Genomic DNA, 19,197 nt, shown 5'->3' on the forward strand with positions numbered 1-19,197 from the left:
AATAAATGGATACTTTATTAATTATAACCATATTAATCGTTTTCTTTGCTTTAGCATTTGACTTCATCAATGGTTTTCATGATACAGCAAATGCAATAGCGACTGCTGTTTCAACAAAGGCCTTGAAGCCTAGGCATGCCATCATCATGGCAGCCGTCATGAATTTCGTCGGAGCCATGACATTTACTGGAGTGGCAAAGACCATAACGAAGGATATCGTGGATCCGTTTACGCTTCCGAATGGTTCATATGTTATTATGGCTGCTCTACTTGCCGCCATCATATGGAACCTTCTAACCTGGTATTACGGAATACCAAGCAGTTCCTCCCATGCATTGATTGGTTCGATTGCTGGTGCAGCGATTGCTGCAGCAGGATTCGCTGGAATTAACTGGGGAGGATTCTTGAAAATTCTTCAAGCTTTGATCTTCTCCCCGCTAATTGCTTTTGCAATCGGGTTTATCGTATACAGCATCTTTAAAGTTGTCTTTAAAAACAATAACCTGACAAAAACAAACCAAAAATTCCGGACTATACAGATTGCTACTGCAGCACTTCAATCGTATACCCACGGAACGAACGACGCTCAAAAAGCAATGGGTATCATCACGATGGCCCTTATTGCAAATGGTTATGCATCAAGCACCGATATCGCCTTATGGGTTCAGTTCTCCTGTGCGCTCGCAATGGGACTTGGAACTTCGGTCGGCGGATGGAAAATCATTAAGACCGTTGGCGGCAAAATCATGAAAATCCGGCCGGTTAATGGTGTTGCAGCAGATTTAACCGGAGCCTTTATCATTTTCGGTGCGACTGTAATACACATGCCAGTCAGTACAACCCATGTTATTTCGTCTTCAATCCTTGGGGTTGGATCAGCTCATCGTGTCAAGGGCGTAAAATGGGGAACGGCAAAAAGAATGATCATCACTTGGTTCATTACCATTCCCATCTCGGCAACATTAGCAGGTTTGCTTTATCTTTTAATTAACTTCCTATTCTAAAATAAAATCCCTTCCGGTTTCCATCGGCAGGGATTTTCTGTTTTAACAAAGGATTTATCTATGCTTATTAATAGGAAATCGTTTAAAATTTAAGGAGAAGGAATTTTTTTAGCGAGGGGCAAAATAATAATGAAGGATTTCGAAAAAAATAGAGATATTTTTAAAGACCTTTATGGAGATATGATGGAGTTTGCCGATAGAATCAGTTCTGTTTTAGGTTGCCCCATTACAATCGAGGACGGTAACCATCGCTTACTTGCTTATAGCACACACGATGATACTACGGATCAGGCTCGTATCATGACCATAATCGGAAGACGTGTCCCTGAGAAGGTCATCAACAGTTTATGGAAAGATGGCTTCATCCCCGCGTTATTGAAAGAAGATGCCCCCATTAAAATCGGGGCCATCAATGATGTCGGGCTCGGTAACAGGGTTGCGGTTTCCATCCGGAAAAATAATGAAGTTCTTGGTTTCATTTGGGCTTTGGAAGTAAATGAACCTTTCTCCGAAGAAGATATGAAATTTCTGCAATTTGCTGCCAAAGAAGCTAAGAACCAATTACAGCAATTGCAATTGAAAAAGAAAAGGAAAGAAGCCGGTCATCAAGAGTTCCTTTGGCGCATGTTGACCGGGCATTACCAAGAAGAATCGGAAATAATTGAAAATTATAAGAAATTCTCCATCCATGTTCCAGTTGTTTTTTCCATATTGGTATTTGAATTTCCTAAAGAAATCAATCGTGAAGTGGAGCGCTACATTTCATATATGTTAACGACCACTCAAAAGATAAACAGTTCCTTATTTGCCATTGACCATAACAAACTCATTCTTTTCGCGGGAGCCGACCAGGAAAACAGCCCTTCTTTCACTTCATCGATATATGAGTTCATTCCTTTTTTCATTTTGGAAATGAAACGGCGTTTCGGTGTTGAACATATCCTTGGAACGGCTGGCAATATGTATAAAAACTTAATGGATGTTAAATTAAGTTACGAAGAAGCTCAATACACCCTAAAAATGAAAAATATATTCCCTGATGACATGAAGCTCATTTTACATTATGAAGAACTTGGAATGTTTCAAATGATTGAATCACTCGCACGCAACAAACAGCGTCGTGTTCATCCTTCCATCCTTAAGCTAAAAGCATACGACATGAAAAATCAGACGGAATTGCTGCAAACACTAACTGTCTATCTAGAGAAAGACTGCAACCCAAATGAAGCTTCAAGAAACCTTCATATCCATGTGAATACATTGAATTACCGATTAAAAAGGATTTCGGAAGTGGGAAATATCCGGTTAAAAGACCCGATTCAAAAAATGTCCCTCTTTCTTACCATTAAACTTAATCAATATGATGAATTCTTCAAGAAAAGTTAATGATATATTCCCTGATATGGAATACTAGATGAGTGGAAAGGTTGATCTTATGAAATTTGAAACAAAAGAAGAACTTGAAAAAGAATTAGCAATCATAGAAAAATGGGAGAAGGATCAGAAAGGACTATGGTTTTGGGAACGGATTGGGCGGATCCCCTTCAAGCTATTGGATAAGTTGACACCGGATTTCATTCAGAAAAAATTGGGTGTCATGCTTGATGAAATCGGCAGCTACATTCAGAATGGCGGAAAATATTTAACGAAAGAAGCTCATATTCTAAATCAGCTGCAAGCCAAGAATCCCGAGTTGAATATTACTGCCCTGGAAGATGTTCCAAGCATATCCCTCCATATCATGGATAGCGTGAGTCAGGATATTAAAAATTCTGGCAGCAAATTGGCAACCGTTCAAGGTGCCACTACCGGAATTGGCGGAATCTTCACCTTGGCTATCGACATCCCCCTTCTTCTTGGCATGTCGATCAAAACCCTTCAGGATATTGCCATCACATACGGCTTCAATCCTAGGGACCGCCAAGAACGTATATTCATCGTCAAATGCCTGCAATTCACAACATCGGATGTTGTCGGCAAAAAGGCTCTATTAAAGGAATTGTCGAAAATGACCCAGACTGATTCCCAATCAAAAAGGGAAATTGCATCAGAACTGCAAGGATGGCGAGAAGTCGTTTATACATACCGTGATCAGTTTGGCTGGAAAAAGCTTTTGCAAATGGTTCCTATTGCCGGAATAATATTCGGCGCCCTTACAAATCGTTCCATGATTGCCGATATAGCCGATACGGGAATCATGCTTTATAAGAAAAGAAGGATTCTAGAGCGCATTCAAGAACCAATTGCGAAGAATTGAATTCAGCTTTAATTGGGTTTTGAACTAGGCAAGTCCACCTTTTTTGAAACTGCGTTTGTGGAATTCCACAAATACACCTTTTTCATTTTTCTGATTTCCACATACTAACTGTTTCTTTTTCCAACTATACTTGTGATACAAATAGTAAAACATATTATTGGAGGGATTAAGATGAGAATAGGAATTCCAAAAGAGATTAAAAACAATGAAAATCGTGTAGCTATCACTCCAGCTGGGGTCGTAGCATTAGTCAATGCAGGACATGAAGTATTAATCGAAATGAACGCAGGTCTAGGAAGCAGTTTTACAAATGAATCATATCAAGAAGCAGGTGCTGTAATAGTCGAAGACGCTGCAAGCGTTTGGGCAAGCACAGAAATGATCATGAAAGTAAAGGAACCTATCTCATCTGAATATAAATATTTCCGAAAAGATTTAATCCTTTTCACCTATTTACATCTTGCGGCAGAACCGGCACTAGCTCAGGCACTAAAAGAAAGCGGTGTCTTGGCCATTGCTTATGAAACCGTTGCAGTAAACCGCACACTTCCTTTATTGACACCAATGAGTGAAGTTGCAGGACGCATGGCTGCACAAATCGGTGCTCAGTTCCTTGAAAAAAATAACGGCGGTAAAGGAATACTTTTAAGCGGAGTTCCTGGAGTTAAACGCGGTAAAGTCGCTGTTATCGGCGGAGGCATGGTTGGAACGAATGCTGCTAAAATCGCTATTGGATTAGGCGCAGATGTTACCATTCTTGACTTAAGCCCAGACCGCCTTCGTCAACTTGATGATATTTTCGGAAATGAACTGACTACACTTATCTCCAACCCTTATAATATTGCAGAAGCAGTCAAAGATGCCGATTTGGTTATCGGTGCTGTATTGATTCCAGGTGCTAAAGCTCCTAAGCTCGTTACTGAAGAAATGGTTAAGTCGATGTCCCCAGGTTCAGTCATTGTCGATGTTGCAATCGACCAAGGCGGTATCTTTGAAACGGTCGACCACATAACTACACATGATAACCCTACTTATGTTAAACATGGAGTAGTGCATTATGCAGTGGCGAATATGCCAGGAGCAGTGCCTCAAACTTCTACAGTTGCTTTAACTAACGTAACCGTACCATTTGCACTTCAAATTGCAAACAAAGGTGCCATCAAAGCAATTCTTGAAAATGATGCCCTCGCAAAAGGCGTAAATGTGGCAAACGGTGAAATCACGTTCGAAGCAGTTGCCACAGATCTTGGCCACAACTACGTAAGTGTTGAAAACGCCTTAAACCCAAATAACATTAACGCTTAATAATAAATAAGACTCCAGAATCTTGTCTGGAGTCTTATTTTTTTTGGATGAGAACCTCGATGATGTCTTCATGCGATATCTGGATCAGGCCTGATTATCTCACATAACGGTCGAATAATTTGGGTATAGGTCGGATTTTCTGCTCGATCGGTCGAATTATGCAGAGTTAGGTTGAATTATCTGCTCGGACGGATGATTTTTCAGGAAAGGCCACTACTCTGCCCTTTCCCCGGTTGATGTTATTACTAATCTATCAAAATAGAATATCCCTCTTAATCTATGAAGATCTTCCCGGGATTCATTATTCCTTTTGGATCCAATGCCTGTTTGATCGTTTTCATCACTTCGTAAGCTCCTCCATGCTCCCTTCGCTGATACTTCGATTTTCCAAGGCCCACTCCATGTTCACCCGTACATGTACCGCCTCTGGTTAATGCATATTCGACTATTTCTTCATTTAACCTTTTCGCTTCTTTAACTTCTTCAGGATTTTTCAAATCGATCATGAACAATACGTGATAATTCCCGTCACCTACATGTCCTACAATCGCCCCCTCCACTTTGGATTGTTCGACTTTCTTCCTTGTATCCAGTATGGCATTCGATAATTCTTGAAGGGGCACACTTACGTCGGTCACCATCAGCTTCTTCCCGGGGGCGCTGTGAATGAATGCGTACGCGAGATTATGGCGCGCTTCCCATAAGGCATTCCTTGCTTTTGAATCGGTTTCAAACTGGATATCCCCACAGCCAAAATCACTTACGATTTCCTTGGCAAATTTGACGTCCTGTTCCAGTCCGGCAAAATTCCCATGAAACTCGAGGAATAAAGTTGGTTTGACTTCATAGGATTTGTCCATGAATTGATTAACTTTTTTTATGGACTCGGCATCAACCAATTCAATTCGTGCAATCGGAATACCAGCAAGCATGATTCCATTAACCGCAGATACTGCCTGTTCGACGGTAGGAAATGAGGCTCTCCCAGCCATTGTGACTTCAGGAATGCCATACACCTTTAATGTCAGTTCAGTAAATACACCCAGCGTACCTTCAGAGCCGATAAACAACCCATTCAAATGAATGCCTGAAGATGATTTTGTCGCTAAGCTTCCCGAATGAATCACCTCACCGTTTACTAAAACTATTTCCAAATCCCTGACTTGATCGCGCATAATCCCATATTTGACCGAGGTCGTCCCACTTGCATTCGTAGCTGCCATCCCTCCCAATGTAGCATCGGCACCAGGGTCGACCGAAAAGAACAAACCGTATTTTTTTAATTCTTTATTGAGCTGCGTCCTTGTCACACCTGGTTGGACCTTCACAAGGAAATCATTTTCCCTGATTTCCAATATTCGGTTCATTAAGGACAAATCCAAGGAAATTCCTCCTTTGACTGGAACGACATGCCCTTCCAAACTTGATCCTAACCCAAAAGGAATGACCGGTATTTCATGTTCATTCGCATAACGCATGACTGCGCTTACTTCCGCAGTATCCCTTGGATAAATGACCATATCCGGTAAGTGCGGAGTGTGATATGATTCATCATGGCTGTGCTGTTCCAATAATGTTTCATTCACCGTTACCTGTTCCTCCGTCAGAATCTTCCTTAACTCTTCTATATAACCATTCATTATGCAGCCTCCTCTTTTTTATCCAAACATTCTGAAAATGGAACACGGACGAGATTGCCCGCTAATAGGCAATCCATCTTTCTTCATTTACTGATACCTTTCGTTTTATCCGTGCAGGCCTTCATTGCTTGCAGAATGCTGGATCTTAGCTGATTCTCTTCTAAAGACGCTACAGCACTTATCGTTGAACCGCCCGGCGTGCAGACATCATCCTTTAAAGCAGCAGGATGTCTTTCCGTTTCCAGTACCATTTTAGCAGCTCCCATTACAGCTTGTGCTGCCATTCGATATGCTTGTTTTCGTGGAATGCCGTCACGTACTCCTCCATCAGCCAGCGCCTCGATGAACATATATACATAAGCAGGCGACGAACCGCTGATTGCCGGTACTGCGTCCATCAAATCTTCATGCAGGATTTCCGTTTTACCGAAACTATTCAGCAGTGCAGTCACATCCTCAATATCAGCATCGGTAATTTGATCATTAATGCTCATGGCAGTCATGCCTTCACCTACAAGCGAAGGAGTGTTTGGCATCGTCCGGACAACCTTCACTTTTTTTCCTAAGCTGCTCTCAACTAAAGATATAGTGATCCCAGCTGCCATGGTAATGATCACAGCGTCTTCTTTCACATGATTCTTCACTTCTTCAAGCACTTGCTTATGCATGGCAGGCTGGATCCCTAGAAAGAGAAAGTCGGCAAAACCGGCAACCTCTATATTATCCAAAGTACCTTTTACCTTATATTTCGAGGTGATTTTAGTTTTGGTCTCCACACTCGCAGTGCTGACCATGATCCCTTCAGGTGAAAGGACCTCTGCAAGCAGCATGCCCTCAAGCATTGCCTCACCCATTTTGCCGCATCCAATAAATCCTATTTTTTTATTCATATCTTCCACTTCCAATCATAAGTTCATCTATATTCCTTCTTATTATATCGGATATGATAAATGGAAACACGTTGGAGATATCAATAAGGAAGGATTTGGTGGTTTCTGGTCGAATTACTTAAGTGATATGGATGTATCTTTAAATCCACCTTTACGCAATATAGTCATGCAATTGATTTTCGCAAAAAAATGTTGACTAAATGGTCATTGAAGTTTTATAATTTTGACCTATTAGTCACAAACCAATAAGGAATACAGTTATAGGAATGGAGAAATGCTATGCAAATGGAAAAAAAAGCGGTCAATACCAAGCTTGTCTTAACAGGATTGATCATTGGAATGTTTTTCAGTTCATTGGAACAGACGATCGTCGGTACGGCCATGCCGACAATTATCGGGGAATTGAATGGTTTCACCATCTTTGCATGGGTAACGACTGCCTATTTAATAGCCTCAACGACTGTTGTACCCATTGTCGGAAAGCTATCTGATCTATATGGCAGGCGTTCCCTTTATCTGCTTGGCACGATCATATTTACGATCGGTTCTTTTTTATGTGCCACAGCCACTTCGATGGAGCAATTGATCATCTACAGGGGTCTGCAAGGAATCGGCGGCGGGATGATCATGCCTTTATCCCAAACGATAATCGGCGATATATTCTCTGCGGAACAAAGAGCCAAATGGCAGGGTGTATTCGGAGCCCTTTTTGGTTTAAGTTCTGTCATCGGCCCTTTTCTGGGCGGCCTGATCGTTGACCATATCAGCTGGCATTGGATCTTTTTGATCAATGTACCGACGGGCTTATTATCTGCCATTTTGATTTATGTAGGATTGAAACATGAAGCCATAAGGAAAACAGAGAAAGTGAATATCGATTATCTAGGGATTTTCACCTTGATTCCTGGTATTGTCCTGTTACTGCTTGGCTTGACCTTCGGTGGTGATAAATTCGAATGGTTATCACTAGAATCTCTCTTGATTTTCGGCAGCACCATTGTCTTCATTGCCCTATTCATCTTTTTTGAAAGAAGAGCGGTCGAACCGATCCTTGATTTATCCCTTTTTAAAAATAGAGTTTTTTCCACCACGAATATATTGGGATTCTTGCTTGGCCTTGGCATGTTCGGGGCAATCATGTTCGTCCCGCTGTTCATGCAAGGCGTATTGGGAGTTTCACCAACAAAAGCGGGGTCGACCATGACTCCGATGATGATCGGTATGATTCTTTCCAGCATCATTGGCGGGCGGTTACTGTTGAAATTCCGTTTTCGCACTGTGCTTACCTTTGGAATGGCGTTTGCGACGCTTGGCTTTTTCCTAATGAGCATGATGGACGGCAGTACGACTATATTCACTGCGTACTCATTCATGGCCATCCTTGGGATAGGTATGGGTCTTGTCATGCCGACATTGATGATTGCCGTTCAAAATGAATTTCCAAAATCTCAGCTAGGGTCGGTTACGGCGGCTTCGACATTCTTCCGATCAATAGGAGGAACGATGGGCATCACGATTTTGAATGCTGTCATGAATCACAATCTCCAGCAAAATATGGATGATGCGGTCGTAAGTCAAAAGGACCCTATATTGCATGAGGCACTGAAAGCATTAGCCGACAAAACGGATGCGTTATTCAACATCATGCTTTATCCTGAAAACCTTAAAATGCCCGCAGAAATCAGCAATGTTCTGGTAAAAACGATAGAAAATGCTTGGATCGATGCATTCTCCAGTGTTTTCATCACCGGTATCTTTTTTGTTTCCGCGGGGATATTAGTGGCACTTTCCGTGGGTTCGGGCCGAATCAAAAAAGATCAAGAAGCGGAAAAGGAATTAGGCTAAAAATATACTGGGGACCGGCTGATCTAATCAGCCGGCCTTTTTAATCCCTTCAGGTTTTTTTTTCATTGATAAGGGAATTTTACCTGTATGAGACTAAATGGAGTGATACCATGAACAAGATGAAAGATGCAATTTTACCTGCGGATTTTTATCAGCAGACCACCCTTGAACTGGCAAAATCCCTTCTTGGCTGCCTGATTGTAAAAGAAACAGCGGAAGGAACCGCTTCTGGATTCATTGTTGAAACAGAGGCCTATATTGGACCTGGCGACATGGCCGCACATAGTTTTGGAAATAGAAGGACAAAACGGACGGAAGTGATGTTTGGAAATTCCGGTTTGATCTATACATACGTCATGCACACACATACACTGGTCAATGTCGTAAGCGGCGGGCCTGAAAATCCGGAAGCCATTTTAATCCGTGCGGTTGAACCCTATTCAGGGCTCGAGTTAATGCATGAAAGAAGAGGAATTGCCGATATTCGTAAATGGACCGATGGACCAGGGAAGCTAACAAAGGCACTGGGCATCACCATGGATGATTATGGTCGATCTTTTACGGATTCCCCGCTATATCTAGCAGCCGGAAAACAGCCGGAACACATATCCAGCGGCCCCCGCGTAGGAATCGACAACTCCGGGATAGCAAAAGATTACCCTTGGCGCTTCTGGGTTACCGACAATCCGTTTATATCGCGTAAAAACCTAATTAATAAAGCTGTACCGAAAAAATAAATCATGATTTTATCCCCTCTATGTTGAACACGGTAAATCCTATGGATGTTACACAACTTTGAGGGGATTTTACAATGTTGTGAATGAAACATCAGACACTCATAGCTTTTAATAATTGGTTTGGCAGAAATCAAGTATTCCCTCAACGTAACCTTCGTTCCTTATGGGTCCCTCAATATTCCACAGTCTAATTTCCTTAATCCCCCTCTCTATTAAACTCCCAGCCTATTACCCCAGTAATATTAAATTGACTTCCTTCCATGACAAACCTACTATAGTTAAGTCAGCAATATGGAAGGTGGTTTATGATGAACGTTCAGGCACTTTTACAAATGAATACGATTTTTATTAGTATCCTAATTGAATCCCTTCCCTTCATTTTACTGGGAGTCCTTATATCTGGAATCATCCAAATGTTTGTGTCAGAAGAGATGATTGCAAAGGTTATACCAAAAAATCCGATCTTATCTGTTCTATCGGCAATCGGTGCTGGGGTCTTTTTTCTTGCTTGCGAGTGCGGAATCGTCCCGATTACCCGCCGTTTGATTGCTAAAGGGGTTCCTCTTTCAGCGGCCATCGCCTTTATGCTTTCTGCACCCATTCTCAATCCAATCGTCCTGTTTTCCACTTATATCGCGTTTGGCAACAGCTGGAGCATGGTTTTCTATCGTGGCGGAATTGCATTCGCGGTCGTTCTGATCATTGCATGCATCCTGTCTTTTCAATTCAAGACAAACCAGCTTAAACACGAACATGCCGAACATATCCATCACCATAATCTTACATTTAAAGGCAAAATAACGGGTATGTTTAAACACTCGATTGAGGAGTTCTTTTCTGTTGGAAAATACTTAATCATTGGTGCACTGCTGGCAGCTGCCATTCAAACCTTTTTGAAAACATCTCTATTGCTTGAAATAGGGCAAGGAAAACTATCCGGGAATGCAGTCATGATGGCTTTGTCCTACGTCATGTCCTTGTGTTCCCAAGCGGACGCCTTTGTTGCAAGCTCTTTTAGAAGTACGTTCTCGCCCTCTTCACTTGTTGCTTTTCTTGTATTTGGGGCCATGTTTGATATTAAAAATACAATCATGCTTTTAGGTACCTTCAAAACAAAATTCGTTTTATGCTTGATGGCCTATATATTCATTTCCGTCTTAGGCCTGACTTTATTGTTTATTTCTTAAAGAGGGTGTTTTTATGGGAAGATTATTCATATTACTTGGACTTACTTTTTTATTCATGCATTTACACGCCTCAGGGAATATATCGAAATACATCAATATGGAATATTCTTATGTTTCACAGATTGCCATCTATATATTGGCTATTTTCACGTTAATGGGATCCTACTTATATTTTAAAGAAGATAATCAAGAAGAATGTGTTGATTGTCAGTGCGGACATGATCACTCCCAGGAAAACAAGAAATGGAAAAAGAACCTTACTTACTTCCTATTCGTCATTCCCATTTTAACCGGTCTCTTTTTGCCTGTTGCCACTATGGACTCGAATATCGTAGAAAAAAAAGGATTTCATTTCCCGGTGTATGATGACTCAGATGATTATAGCCAGCATCAATTTCTGCAGCCGGATACTAGTCTTTATTATGGCAAGGATGACTATTTAACTTTAATGGATGACTCGCTCAAAGACTTAGTTGAACGTGATAGTCTTCATTTATCCGATGAAAACTATCTAAACGACTTAGAAGCCATCTATTACTCTCCTGGAAAGTTCACTGGCAAACAAATTACATTAACCGGTTTCTCGTACAATTCAGATGAGCTAGCCAAAAACCAGGTATTCCTGTTTCGCTTTGGAGTCATTCACTGTGTCGCAGACTCTGGGGTATTCGGTATGCTAATCGAATTCCCTGAAGGTATGCATCCAAAAAATGATGAGTGGTATTCCGTGACAGGAGAATTGCAATCCATTTATTATCAGCCATTCAAGAAGACCATTCCCCTGCTCAAAGTATCATCACATAGTAAAATCGCAGAGCCTGACGATCCCTATGTTTATAGACAATATTAAAAAATGAATCATGGAAAGGTAAGGATATTATATTATTCTTACCTTTCTTTTTTTTAATTACCTCAAAACTTCCATCTATAAAAGCTCTTCTAGCCTAGTTATCTCTTTATGCAGATTAAGGATACTGTCCTTCTACTTGAATCCATACCATGTTACAGATCTGCAAAATAACTGAGAAATGACGAAAAAGTTGAATTTTATTTAAATGGGCCATGTTTTTTATATGCCTTACCTTTATAATATAAATGCTACATATTTTTTTACCACATCAGGAGGAACTTTCCTAAATGAACAATTCGAAAAACTCTTTCATTCTTGCAGGAACCATTATAGGTACCCTTATCGCCGGCACTTCTGCTTATGCTGGTTCTTATCAAGTTAAATCAGGGGACACCCTTGATAAAATCTCTAAAGCTAATCATACAACTATCCAACAATTAAAATCTCAAAACCATTTGACTAGTAACCTTATTTTTCCCGGCCAAATCTTGAAATTTAATACTCTTAACACTAAAAATATAGATAAAACCGAAAAATATGTGGTTAAGCTGGGGGATACTTTATCTAAAATTGCTAAAAGATACAACCTTTCACTTAGTGCCCTGCTTAAATTAAACACTAACATTTCTAATACGGATCGCATTTATATTGGCCAATCCATCCGTGTTTCCGGACAAGCTCCTGCATCCAGCTCTACGGCTAAAACAAACGCTACATATAAAGTCAAATCCGGGGACACCCTGGACAAAATTGCAAGAGTCAACAATATGACTGTCCAACAATTAAAGACTAAAAACCATTTGACTGGTAGCCTTATTTTTCCCGGTCAGGTCTTGAAGGTTAATACCCTTACCAGCACTCCCGATAATAATAATAATAATACTAAAATTACAACAGACGTTTATGTGGTTAAATTAGGGGATTCCTTATCAACCATCGCTAAAAGATATAACCTTTCCCTTAGTGCCTTACTTAAAATAAACCCTAATATTTCTAATTCCGATCGTATTCGTATAGGACAAACCATCCGTGTTTCAGGGAAAGCCTCGGCATCTTCCATTAATAAACCGTCCAAATCGACCAAAGCGGATCAAGTTCTGGCAGCTGGCGCTAAATACATGGGAGCCAAGTATGTTTACGGTGCAAGCACTTCGCGCACTGACATATTTGATTGCTCTTCGTTCACATTAAGGGCATTCAAAAGTGCAGGTGTTTCCTTGCCTCGAAATTCAGTAGCACAATCACATGTTGGTACAGCTGTATCTTCAAAAGCCCTTCAAAAAGGGGATTTAGTATTTTTTGATACCAATAATGATGGAGTAATCAACCATGTAGGAATTTATGCCGGTAACGGTCAAATGCTGAATGCTTCTACATCTAAAGGTGTATCCTACGCTAACATTAACAATTCTTACTGGGGACCTAGCTTTGTGAAGGCAGTCCGAGTTCTTAACTAAATGTGATGGCAGTACACGATATAGAGCTAAAAGCGTGTTTTGATAAAATGATCAAACACGCTTTTTTGTGTATCATCATGTCAAATAGCCGCCAACTGGGGTGATATGGCTTATAACCCTTCTTTTTGAATCCATCCTAACTCTCGCATTAACCTATGCAAATAAAGCATTACGTCTTTGTTATAATTGTTTTTACGATTAAAAATACTTAACACACTTAAAAGTATTGCAAGACATACAAAATAAACTAAACCTTCACTAATAAACCCAAATCTATAAAAAATAATTGTAGCAATGATAAACACACCAGTTAAAAGTATTTTATAAGACCAATACTTACTCATTATCATCACCTCTTTTTTCATTTTAATAATCTGAATAGGCAGTTTTAGTTAACCCATTAAAATTCTTCACTTAATACTATACAAATTTAAGCTACATTTTATCCTCTCTTTTCCTCATACCTGGCGCATTAACCTCTGCATCTCCATGATCGCATAATTAAGTTGTTCATTGATACGGACATCTTCCAAGCTGGATATTTCCTTTCGTTGGGCTATTTCATCCTTCTTTTTTCTATGATAGACCAGCGTTTGTTGTAATAACCAGGCTCTTCTTAATAACATTCTCTTCACCTGCCCGTTTTGTTAAATGTCCTTCCTGCATTTCCATTTGCTTTCTATGGACTTTTTCTTCTATTCGATCTATGAACAGCTGGTTATTATTGATATTTTCTTTATTCGACTCTATTAACCGCGCTAATGATACATTTTTACGCATTTTTGTGCCCCCGTATCTACAGAAATTGCCAACTGTAAAAAAATGGTTTTATCTAATTAGGAAGATCTTTTCCCTATTACTTCGTGACATTTTCATCATACTATTAGTTTAAAAATTCTTGGTTTCAATTTTGAAATGACAGGTACCAATACTGGTATTGTCATTCTGGAACTTGCCATTTTTGTCTTTAATCGGTCCGTGCAGTATCTAGATTACCAACAGAAAAAGGCCTTCATCACAGAAGACCTTTCAGACTGTATACTAATAAGAAGAGCAAGTTCGCCACAGTTTTTCCTAAAAAAACCGTTCCAGATTGAGTTCAGAAACCCGTTCCATTTGCCGCCTTGAGTTTATCGACCTAAGCCTCATTATATTCGACCTTTGAAGCATTTTATTCGACCTACGCCGCACTGTATTCGACCTTTGAGGCACTTTATTCGACCGTTCACGAATTTAATTCGACTCCGGACCCCTTTTTTGTCGCCAAACTCGATGAAAAGCAAGTTTGCCTGCATTTTTCACTAAAAAACGTTCCAGCTTGAGTGCTGAAATCTGCTCCCTTTGCGCCGGCTGTCTGCCAAGCCACCAGAAAGCAAGCGACTTTGTGTCTCGGCTAGCCAGTCCAGTTATTCGACAGGAGTGTCGCTTATTTCTTCAATCTAGTGAGGTTTCATAAACAAACATAAAGTATATTCTAGTGTTGTACAGGGGTGATTGCATTCCAAACCCCTTTTGTATACAAACTGAAAGGCCTTCATCCAGAAGGCCTTTTGGCATTACTTTAGTTTTTCTTGCTTTTCAAGATACTGCCTCATTTTTTTCAAATAATCCGGTGCATCCATTTGATCCTTCACGACCAATTCTATAAGGCAAAGTTTATCAGCGTTCATGTCCTGAGCATTTGCAATGGCATCATCCAGTTCACCATTCGTCTCGACTCGTGCTGTGAATGCCTCTTGACCAAACGCTTCAGCCAGTTTGGTATAATTCCACTCTGGTATCTCGTTGTATTTCTGTTTTTCTATATCTACTTTTACGTTTAAGAATTTTTCTATCGTATAGCCGTTATTGTTGAGGATGAACACGATGGGCTTGCAGCCGTTCTCCAGCATCGAGCTTATTTCCTGTACTGTCAGCTGTATCGAGCCATCCCCGGTAAACAAAAGAACACGTCTGTTTCTATCCGCTATACAAGCACCGAATGCTGCGGGCGTCGCATAACCGATGCTTTGCCAGCCACCCTGAGCTATGTAGGTTGCCCCTTTCGGCAATCTGACCTGTGACATGCCATAAGAGAATGTTCCTGTTTCCGTGACCACAATGTCATTTTCCTTCAACATTTGCTGAATCCGCGGATAATAGGAAGTCGCTTCCAGAGGTGCTGACGGGTCTTCCACCATTGTGTCATACGGAAATGAGATGGTTCCGACAGATTCGTTCTGCCGATAGCCAATGTTCTGGAGCGCATTTAGAATTTCCTCCGCCCTCACATTCATATAACTGGCTGCTCCCACTTTTAATGTGTCAGGCTGAATTTCCACCATTTTCAACGGGTCAAGCTTTGCTGTACCTTTGGAAGTATTAACGTCAGACCAAACTGCACCAACAGCTATGATGAAATCCGCTTCTTCAACAGTCTTTGTTACATCCTTACTTCCGAAAGCTCCGCCGTATACACCAATATACTGAGGATGGCTCTCATCAAACCCGCTTTTTCCCTGCATTAACGAAGCAACCGGAACATTTAAACTCTCAGCGAGCTGCAAAACGGGTTTCTGCAAGTTATAGCGAAGTGTTTTAACATCGACAAGCAAAACCGCTTTATTTACATCTTCTAGCATACCTTTTATATGCTTCACTGCTGACTGCAACCCATCGACATTTGATTTGGCCACATTTTCAGAAGCCTCACTGTAGGAAATCAACGGTTTTTCAACGAGATCGATAGCCACTACCAAATAAACGGGCTTCTTCTTTTCTTTGGCGATTCGGATTGCAGCCGGTATCTCCCTAGCTGCGTTTTCTGGTGTAAGAATCGCCGTATAACTGGTGATATGCTCATAAACCTTACGGAAAACGTCAAAATCTCCGTCCATTAACGTATGATGGGCAAGCGCCTTATCCTGTTGCATCATGGACTTTGGCGAGCCGACAATATGGATGAGCGGCACATTTTCACTATATGCGCCTGCGATTGCATTACATGCGCTCATTTCACCGACACCAAAAGTGGTGATCAGTGCCGAAATTCCCTTCACCCGGGCATAAGCGTCCGCAGCGTAGCCTGCATTGAGTTCATTTCGTCCATTAATAAACTCAATCCCATCGTAATCTTCCAAAGTATCTAGCAATGAGAAATTATAATCACCAGGCACACCAAAAATCTCTGTAATGCCTTCTGCTTTTAAGCAGTTGTATAAATATTGTCCCAAGGTTCTTTTTTCAGCCAATTCAATCACTCCTTCAATCGATTTCTTCTTATTTTATTTATACCCAAACATGAGTAGGTTAACCGTAAGTAGGTAGTTCGCTACTCTATTACTCTAGTTTTAGCCTTAATGTATGAAGTGATTGAGATTATCGCAGGCATGCTTTCATAAACGATTCAATTCCAAATCAAAATATCTGAAAATTCTTGATTCACCACTATATTTGATTTATATTTGAATCACCGGAACAGAGGATAAGGGGGAAAATGATGAGTGATAACAATGTCAAAAGAGTTTTGGAATGCATCATCAACACATCCAATAACAATATTACCGTGACCGATGAAAAAGGTTTTATTTTATTCACAAATCCTAACCATTGGTGGATATATGGAATCGAACCAGAACATTATCTTGGGAAATCCGTTTACCAGCTCGAAACGGAAGGAATCCTCTCACCGTCGATTTCCGCCATGGTATTGAAAGAGAAAACACCTGTCCAGATCATGCAGCAAACGAAGACGGGAAAAATCGTCATGTCGACTGCCTATCCCATCTTTGATGATACGGGTGAATTGATTCGTGTCGTCAGCTATGCCCAAGATCAAACTGAAATCAGGAACCTTCAGAATCAATACGGTCAATTAGAGAAAAAGATTCAAGAATACCAATCGGAGGTCGAGGAGCTTAGGGAACAGGAGGAACTGATCTATCGCAGCAAGGAAATGCGGCAAATCGCGAAAACGATACACCGTGTTTCCAAAACGGATGCCACGGTCATGCTTCTTGGGGAATCCGGTGTGGGAAAGAGCGTCTTCGCCCGCCGGCTGCATAATCAGAGTTACCGCAGCAAAGAGCCATTCATCGAAGTCAACTGCAGTACCATCCCAGAAAGTCTCTTTGAATCCGAAATGTTTGGTTACGAAGCAGGATCCTTTACCGGTGCACAGAAGCAGGGGAAGCAAGGGCTCGTGGAACAAGCTGATAACGGAACCTTATTTCTGGATGAAATCGGGGAGCTTCCTCTGGATATGCAAGTGAAATTATTAAATGTCCTGCAAGAGAAGACCTTTAAAAGAGTGGGCGGAAAAAAAGAGCATAAGATAGATTTTCGGCTTGTGACAGCAACCAATCAAAACCTTGAGGAAATGGTAGAAAAGGGAACATTCAGGCTAGATTTGTATTACCGTTTAAATGTGATTCCGATTCAAATTCCGCCATTACGCGAAAGAAAAGAAGACATTGCCATCTTAATCAATCATAATCTCGAAATCATTAACAAGAAATACAAGTCAGATAAGAAATTGCACCCTTCCACTTACGAAATACTGATTCAGCATAAATGGTCAGGAAACGTGCGTGAATTGGAGAACCTGATAGAACGGCTCATTTTGACCTCGGAAGACTCCATCATTTTCCCTGGCTTTCTCCCCTCCCATTTCCATGGACAAGAATCTTTGGAGAAAATAGATGATACCCTAATGATCGACAATATGATGGTTGATGATAGTGATCTCAATACCGCCCTCGAACAAGTAGAAAAATGGATGATGATGAAAGCGAGTAAACAATGCAAGTCCACATATGAAATGGCTAAATTCTTAGGTATCAGCCAGCCTTCCGTCGTCAGGAAAATGAAGAAATATAAAGGTCAACTGCCCATTAAGTAATAGTGGGATGAAGGAATGTTTCAATGCGGTATCCACCTTTTTTAACCTGTATAAATAGGAGACCTACGTATCGAAGGTCTCCTATTTCTTACTTATTTGACACACCTGCAGTTTCAAATGTTGCCATTTCTTTAATGAACAATGTTGCTGCCTTAAGAATGGGGTAAGACAGGGCTGCCCCTGTTCCTTCCCCGATTCTCATTCCCAGGTCGAGGATCGGCTCCTTGCCAAGCAGCTCTATGGCCGTTCTATGGCCTGGTTCTGCAGATCGATGTCCAACAAACATATAATCGGCTGCACGTCCGGAAATCAGGCTTGCCAATACAGCAGCCGTGGTTGTAATGAAACCATCAACAAGAATGGGTATACGGTTATTTGCCGCAGCAAGCATGGCCCCTGCCATTCCTGCAATTTCGAATCCACCGATATTCATCAAAATATTGATGGGGTCATCTGGATTAGGATTTCTTAATGAAATCGCTTCTTCAATTATTCTTCGCTTATGTAAAATGCCTACTGAATTCAATCCTGTTCCCTGCCCCACTAGTGATTCGACGCTTTTCCCGCTTACGATGGAGATGATGGCGGTACTGGACGTCGTATTTCCGATTCCCATTTCACCAAGTATCAGGCAGTTCGCTCCACGGGCAATCATTTTCTCTGCACGGTCAAATCCAATTTCAAGCGCTTGAATTACTTCTTCCTTTGTCATCGCCTCTTCCTTATAAAAGTTTCTAGTTCCCTTGCGGACTTTTCTCGAAGTTAGCCCCGGTTCCTCGATATCTGCATCGATCCCTATATCGACAATGTCCAAGTAAGCGTCTATCGCCCGGCTTAATACATTGATGGCCGCACCATCATGCAGAAAGTTGAGAGCCATTTGTTCCGTCACTTCTTTTGGATAAGCCGAAACCCCTTCTTCCGTAATTCCATGGTCGGCCGCAAACACAATCACCCCCGGTTTCGAAATGTCCGGAAATGCCTCTCCTGTCATCTTGGCCAGTTCGATTATCCATTCTTCAAGCCGCCCTAAGCTTCCCTGAGGGACCGTCAGCGAATCGACATGACCTTTAACCTGCCGTCCCATTTCTTCATCCAACATCGGGATCGAGATGGAAGCTAACCCATTCGTCATATTAATACCCC

16 protein-coding genes are annotated in these 19,197 nt (G+C 41.2%); 10 read left to right on the forward strand and 6 right to left on the reverse strand.

Annotated elements, in window-relative coordinates; all coding sequences use genetic code 11:
• Positions 1 to 5 precede the first annotated feature (5 nt).
• From ACFVS1_RS16945 to ald, 4 genes are all read left to right on the forward strand, one after another.
• Positions 6 to 1,004, forward strand: coding sequence for an inorganic phosphate transporter (locus tag ACFVS1_RS16945; RefSeq protein WP_352922405.1), 999 nt, complete (start codon positions 6 to 8; stop codon positions 1,002 to 1,004).
• 129 nt (positions 1,005 to 1,133) lie between these two features.
• Entirely contained in the window at positions 1,134 to 2,390 is a 1,257-nt protein-coding gene (locus tag ACFVS1_RS16950) for a PucR family transcriptional regulator (RefSeq protein WP_387548939.1), read from the forward strand.
• Positions 2,391 to 2,439: 49 nt separating this feature from the next.
• The gene (locus tag ACFVS1_RS16955) at positions 2,440 to 3,261 is read left to right on the forward strand and encodes an EcsC family protein (RefSeq protein ID WP_387548941.1); all 822 of its coding nucleotides are present in this window, start codon (positions 2,440 to 2,442) and stop codon (positions 3,259 to 3,261) included.
• A 171-nt stretch (positions 3,262 to 3,432) separates the two neighbouring features.
• The gene (gene ald / locus ACFVS1_RS16960; RefSeq protein ID WP_387548943.1) at positions 3,433 to 4,566 is read left to right on the forward strand and encodes an alanine dehydrogenase; all 1,134 of its coding nucleotides are present in this window, start codon (positions 3,433 to 3,435) and stop codon (positions 4,564 to 4,566) included.
• 272 nt (positions 4,567 to 4,838) lie between these two features.
• Here ald and ACFVS1_RS16965 read toward each other — a convergent pair whose 3' ends face one another.
• Entirely contained in the window at positions 4,839 to 6,206 is a 1,368-nt protein-coding gene (locus ACFVS1_RS16965) for an FAD-binding oxidoreductase (RefSeq protein ID WP_352922413.1), read from the reverse strand.
• Positions 6,207 to 6,289: 83 nt separating this feature from the next.
• Positions 6,290 to 7,096: a pyrroline-5-carboxylate reductase gene (proC, locus tag ACFVS1_RS16970; RefSeq protein WP_387548945.1), complete on the reverse strand. Its 807-nt coding sequence runs from the start codon at positions 7,094 to 7,096 to the stop codon at positions 6,290 to 6,292.
• Positions 7,097 to 7,375: 279 nt separating this feature from the next.
• On the opposite strand from proC, the gene ACFVS1_RS16975 reads away from it, so the two are divergent.
• The 5 genes from ACFVS1_RS16975 (at position 7,376) to ACFVS1_RS16995 (ending at position 13,172) form a co-directional block, all read left to right on the forward strand.
• Positions 7,376 to 8,941: an MDR family MFS transporter gene (locus ACFVS1_RS16975; protein ID WP_352922419.1), complete on the forward strand. Its 1,566-nt coding sequence runs from the start codon at positions 7,376 to 7,378 to the stop codon at positions 8,939 to 8,941.
• Positions 8,942 to 9,060: 119 nt separating this feature from the next.
• Positions 9,061 to 9,678 carry a DNA-3-methyladenine glycosylase gene (locus ACFVS1_RS16980; protein ID WP_387549412.1) on the forward strand — a complete coding sequence of 206 codons (618 nt, stop codon included), beginning with the start codon at positions 9,061 to 9,063 and terminating at the stop codon, positions 9,676 to 9,678.
• Between the two features lie 308 nt (positions 9,679 to 9,986).
• Positions 9,987 to 10,865 carry a permease gene (locus tag ACFVS1_RS16985; protein ID WP_387549414.1) on the forward strand — a complete coding sequence of 293 codons (879 nt, stop codon included), beginning with the start codon at positions 9,987 to 9,989 and terminating at the stop codon, positions 10,863 to 10,865.
• Positions 10,866 to 10,878: 13 nt separating this feature from the next.
• The gene (locus ACFVS1_RS16990) at positions 10,879 to 11,715 is read left to right on the forward strand and encodes a TIGR03943 family putative permease subunit (protein WP_352922426.1); all 837 of its coding nucleotides are present in this window, start codon (positions 10,879 to 10,881) and stop codon (positions 11,713 to 11,715) included.
• A gap of 287 nt (positions 11,716 to 12,002) precedes the next feature.
• Positions 12,003 to 13,172, forward strand: coding sequence for a C40 family peptidase (locus tag ACFVS1_RS16995; RefSeq protein ID WP_387548948.1), 1,170 nt, complete (start codon positions 12,003 to 12,005; stop codon positions 13,170 to 13,172).
• Between the two features lie 110 nt (positions 13,173 to 13,282).
• Here the strand turns inward: ACFVS1_RS16995 and ACFVS1_RS17000 are convergent, their stop codons facing one another.
• The 3 genes from ACFVS1_RS17000 to ACFVS1_RS17010 all read right to left on the reverse strand — a co-directional run bounded on the left by ACFVS1_RS17000 (position 13,283) and on the right by ACFVS1_RS17010 (position 16,411).
• Complete coding sequence (locus ACFVS1_RS17000; protein ID WP_387548950.1) at positions 13,283 to 13,516, reverse strand: hypothetical protein; 234 nt, start codon at positions 13,514 to 13,516, stop codon at positions 13,283 to 13,285.
• A 232-nt stretch (positions 13,517 to 13,748) separates the two neighbouring features.
• Entirely contained in the window at positions 13,749 to 13,952 is a 204-nt protein-coding gene (locus tag ACFVS1_RS17005) for an FbpB family small basic protein (RefSeq protein WP_387548952.1), read from the reverse strand.
• Positions 13,953 to 14,728: 776 nt separating this feature from the next.
• Positions 14,729 to 16,411 (reverse strand): alpha-keto acid decarboxylase family protein, encoded by a 1,683-nt coding sequence (locus ACFVS1_RS17010; RefSeq protein ID WP_387548954.1) that lies wholly within the window; start codon positions 16,409 to 16,411, stop codon positions 14,729 to 14,731.
• Between the two features lie 239 nt (positions 16,412 to 16,650).
• Between ACFVS1_RS17010 and ACFVS1_RS17015 the strand changes: the two genes are divergently transcribed.
• The gene (locus tag ACFVS1_RS17015; RefSeq protein WP_387548956.1) at positions 16,651 to 18,051 is read left to right on the forward strand and encodes a sigma-54 interaction domain-containing protein; all 1,401 of its coding nucleotides are present in this window, start codon (positions 16,651 to 16,653) and stop codon (positions 18,049 to 18,051) included.
• A gap of 88 nt (positions 18,052 to 18,139) precedes the next feature.
• On the opposite strand, the gene cobT is transcribed toward ACFVS1_RS17015, so the two are convergent.
• A complete protein-coding gene (gene cobT, locus ACFVS1_RS17020) occupies positions 18,140 to 19,186 on the reverse strand; it encodes a nicotinate-nucleotide--dimethylbenzimidazole phosphoribosyltransferase (RefSeq protein ID WP_387548958.1) in 1,047 nt (348 codons plus the stop codon).
• Between the last annotated feature and the right edge of the window lie 11 nt (positions 19,187 to 19,197).

The sequence above is a fragment of the Peribacillus sp. NPDC058075 genome, assembly GCF_042885195.1.
Taxonomy (GTDB): Bacteria; Bacillota; Bacilli; order Bacillales; family DSM-1321; genus Peribacillus.